This window comes from Micromonospora sp. NPDC049799, assembly GCF_040656655.1.
Lineage (GTDB): Bacteria > Actinomycetota > Actinomycetes > Mycobacteriales > Micromonosporaceae > Micromonospora.
On record NZ_JBFAMU010000460.1, the window covers coordinates 1 to 3,959 of the forward strand.

The window sequence follows — 3,959 nt, forward strand, 5'->3', positions numbered from 1 at the left end:
CGCCACCGCGGTAGTCCGAGCCGCGCGCGAGGCGGGTCGGGCACGGCACCGCGACCCGGCGCACGATGTCCCGGGCGGCCCGTCCGCCCGACTGCAACGCGCCCTCCATGTAGCCGAAGAAACCCGGTGACGTCTGTTCACCGGCGAAGTAGAGGTGCCCGTGGTGTGGCTGGAGCTGCGCGGGGAAGATCCGGGCGGCCTGGCCGACGGTGGGGACGGCGTACCCGGTCATGATGTGCGGCACGGCCGGCCAGTTGACGAAGAGCGTCCCGGCGGGCTGTCCGTGCGGGAACATCGTGGCGACCTTGCCCGGGTAGTCGGCCTGGCGCCGCACGTACTGCCCGCCGGAGAAGACGGAGAGGGCGAACGGCCCCTGCGCCGGATCGGACCGGGGCGGTGTGTGCCTCGGTCCCTGGTTGTCCGTGCCCTCCCACAGCGATCCCATCTCGTCCCACCGCGCTCCGGGGTACCGCTCCGGGGCCTGCTGCTGCTCCCAGAACCGGGTCGGATAGCGGGTGATGAACTTGACCGCCGGCCCGTGGGTCAACGTCCGGCCACCGGCGGGGAACGGTGGGGTGACGGTCAGGCCGCTCCAGACCGTGGGCGGCGCGGTGAGCACGACGTGGTCGAACCGGGCGGCGCCGCTCGTCGCCTGCCCGCCCGGCCGGCGTTGCCGGAAGGTGACGGCGACCGGTGGCACGAGAGCCGGCTCGATGTGGACGGCGGTGACCGCCGTGTCGAGGCGGATCAACCCGCGCCGGTGCAGGTCGGCGGCGAGGGCGGTGCCGAGCAGGTCGTTGCCGCCCACGCAGCGGTGCGTCTCGGTGGAGAGCCAGTACCCGCGCATGCCGGGCGTGTCGCTGCCCATCCGGGCGGCGCTGATCGAGCCGATCAACCCGAGGAAGCTCTGCTGCCCGGTCGGGGCGCAGTTGTCGTTGCCGAGGGTGAAGGCGAACCACTGCCGGGCGAGCGGGCCGGGCTGCCGGCCGCCCAGCGCCAGGGCGAGCCCCTGGTCGACCGAGAGCCGGTCCCAGGCGGGCGCGGACGGGTCCAGCCACGGCTCGGTCTCGCTGACGGTGACGGCGAGCGCGCCGAGTCGGCGTTGCAGCTGGGCGACCTCGGTGTCCATCCGCTGCCGCTGGGCGGCGGTGAGGTCCCGGCCCTGGAACCGGAGCCGGGCGTCCGGATACTCGCTGATCTCCTCGAGTGGAAGGTGGAACCGGGCGGCCAGATCAAGCCAGAGAGGATGGTTCTCCCCGATCAGCTCCGCTCCCGCCTCCACGTAGTGGGGGCGGACGAACGTGCGGTCGGTGACCACCCGGCCGCCGATCCGGTTCGACGCCTCGAAGACGGTGACCTGCACCCCGCACCGGTCGAGGTACCAGGCCGCCATCAGCCCGGCGAAGCCGGCTCCGACGATCGCCACCCGTACGCCCCGATCGGGCAGGCAGAGCCGTCCCCGGGCCTCCAGGAACCAGTCCGGTGTCAGCCCGCGCCGGCGGACCTCCTCCTGCTTGGCCCGGGACCGTCGGCGGCGTTCGGCCTCGTCGAGGTAGTCGTCGTCGCCGAGGCGGACGTGGGCGGAGCGCACCATGGCGTGCCGCTCAGACGAAGCTGGGCAGGGTGCCGTCCGGCTGGAGCCAGACGAGGGTGGTCGGCAGGGTGAACTCCCAGGGCTCGCCCTCCGGCACGGCGCCACCCAGGTCGTCGGTCTGGTTGCGGAACTCCTCCGCGAGCGAGACGTAGAGGTCGGAGTCGAGAGTGGGCGGGTCACCGCCGCCCCACACCTTGTCGGCGAGGTCGGTGGCCCGGGACTGCAACAGGTAGAGCACCGCGTCGACGTACGCGATGGGCACCGGCACCACGACGCGGCAGGAACCGGCGGTGAGGAACCGCTGGAACAGCGGGTCCGGGTCCGCGACACCGGTGAGCTGCACCCACTTCCGCTTGCTGCCCCAGAAGTACGGGTAGAACAGGTAGGTCATCTGCTCCCACTCGAAGGCCTGCTCGAAGAACTGCACGACCGGTCCCTCGCGCAGCGCCTCGAACACGTCGACCTCGGGGTGGTGGGTCGGGGCGTCGGGCGGGTCGGTGACGGCCCCGAACTGCCCGAAGTGCTGGCCGGTCATCATCGTGATGCAGAGCTTTTTCAGCTCCGTCTGCTCGATCTGCCGGTTGAGCGCCGGGTTCTGACCCACCACGGCCGCGTCCCGCGCCGCCTGGTTCGCCGTGGCCAGCTTCTGGTCGTACGCCGTCTGGAGTGCCTGGTACGCGGCCTGGATCTTGTCGTACGTCTGGTGCTGCCACTTGGCGTACGCGGCGTCGTCCCGACGGCACACGCCCTGCACGTTCAGCGCGAACGCCCGCACGTCGTACGCGGCCACGCCGACCGCGACCGACCCGGTGGCCGTGCCGGGCAGCGTGCCTCCGCCACCGCCGACGGGCACCGCCGGCCGGGTGACGAGTCGGGCGTTGCCCCCGCTGGTGTCGTTGACGACGGTGTAGATCCGCCCGCCCACCTGCACCGTGAGCTTCGGGTAGTTCGTCCAGAGCACCGAGACGGCGATCTCGTGCGACTCCAGCGTGTAGCCCTCGGGCACCACGAAGTCCTTGCTCGTCATGGCGATCGACTTGCCCTCGTCAAGGCCGTCCTTCATCAGCGAGGTGCTGATGTAGGTCGTCGCCGGGGGCGGGGGCGTCAGCCCGGTGGCGCCGTACCGGGCCGCGTACCGCTGGTAGTTGCCCTCGCTCAGGTCGTCGGCGGCCAGACGGCTCCAGTAGCGCCGGGGCAGGAAGGGGGTCAGGTCGTTGAGGAACGGCACCGGCGGCTGCGCGTCCACCTCGACGCGGCTGCCGGAGCGCGCCGCCCGGTAGAAGGCGGCGGGCTCGGGAACGACGAACTCGAGCAGCAGGCGGGAGCCGTAGTTGTGGACCTGGGCCCGGTACCGCTTGTCCACCCAGCGGTAGACCCCGACGACGTGCTCGGCGCCGGCGGTGTTGTCGACGCCGTGGGTGCTCGTCTCCTCCGTCTCGTCCGTCGTGGTGGCCGTCCGCGACGTGAGCGTCTTGACCTGGACCTTCGTGACCGACCGCTCGATCACCTCCCGCGCGAAGGTGCTCGACGCCTTCTGGCTCTCCTCCTTGGAGGTGGAGTACGCGAAGTCGCCGGAGGCCGTGGCGACGACCGGCCCGTACGAGGCGGTCACCTGCAGCCCCGCGCGGACGCTCATGTCCTCCTTGATGGTGTTGCCGGCTTCCCGCTTCAACTCGTACCGGTCGGTCGACTGGGTGTCCCGCTCGGACACCCGGGTCTCCTCCTCCGAGGAGACCAGCGTGACCTGGGTGCGGTGCAGCGTCCGGTGCACCCGCGACTTCGACTCCCGGGCAAGCACGTTCTCGATGTACGCCACCTCGCCCGGCTGGTACGCCAGCAGCGTCTGCTTGACCACCTTGAGGTCGCCGATGCCCAGCGGACGGATGCGCCCGTGCACGTCCACATCGGCGGCGGTGCCCGGGTCGACCGCGGCCGGGGTGGGAGCCGGCGGTGTCGGCAGCGGGAACGGGAAGACCAGCTCCCCCGCTTCGACGAGATCGGCCAGCGCGTCCTGGAACGCCGGGTCCCCGGCCCGGCTGAGCGTGCGCTCCCCCAGGCCGGCCAGGTGTCGGTCGAGCTTGTGGCGCGCCTCCACGACCGGCGTGTCCGTGCCGACCTCCACCCGGTCGAGGAAGGTCGCGACCCGGGGCGCCAAGTCGGCACCGAGGACCTCCCCGGCCGACACGGTGGTGCTCATCGACAGGTTCTGCCGGGACAGCGCCCCGAACGAGGTGACCGGACCGCTGACCGTACGCGGGTCGGCCGCCGCCGCCCCGCCGAGCCGGTCGAGCAGGTCGCGGGTCATCCGCACCTCGTCGACGATCCGACGCGCCACCTCGGTGGCGGACCGGTCGGCCCCGCTCGG

The 3,959-nt window shown here is 72.1% G+C and carries 2 protein-coding genes; both read right to left on the reverse strand.

The genetic code is table 11. From position 1 onward, the window contains the following. The coding region (locus AB0I76_RS24420) for an NAD(P)/FAD-dependent oxidoreductase (protein ID WP_357039735.1) at positions 1 to 1,594 on the reverse strand (1,594 nt) is incomplete at its 3' end. Positions 1,595 to 1,604: 10 nt separating this feature from the next. Next, positions 1,605 to 3,959, reverse strand: a 2,355-nt coding sequence (locus AB0I76_RS24425) for a hypothetical protein (RefSeq protein WP_357039738.1), incomplete at its 5' end; no start/stop codon positions are given.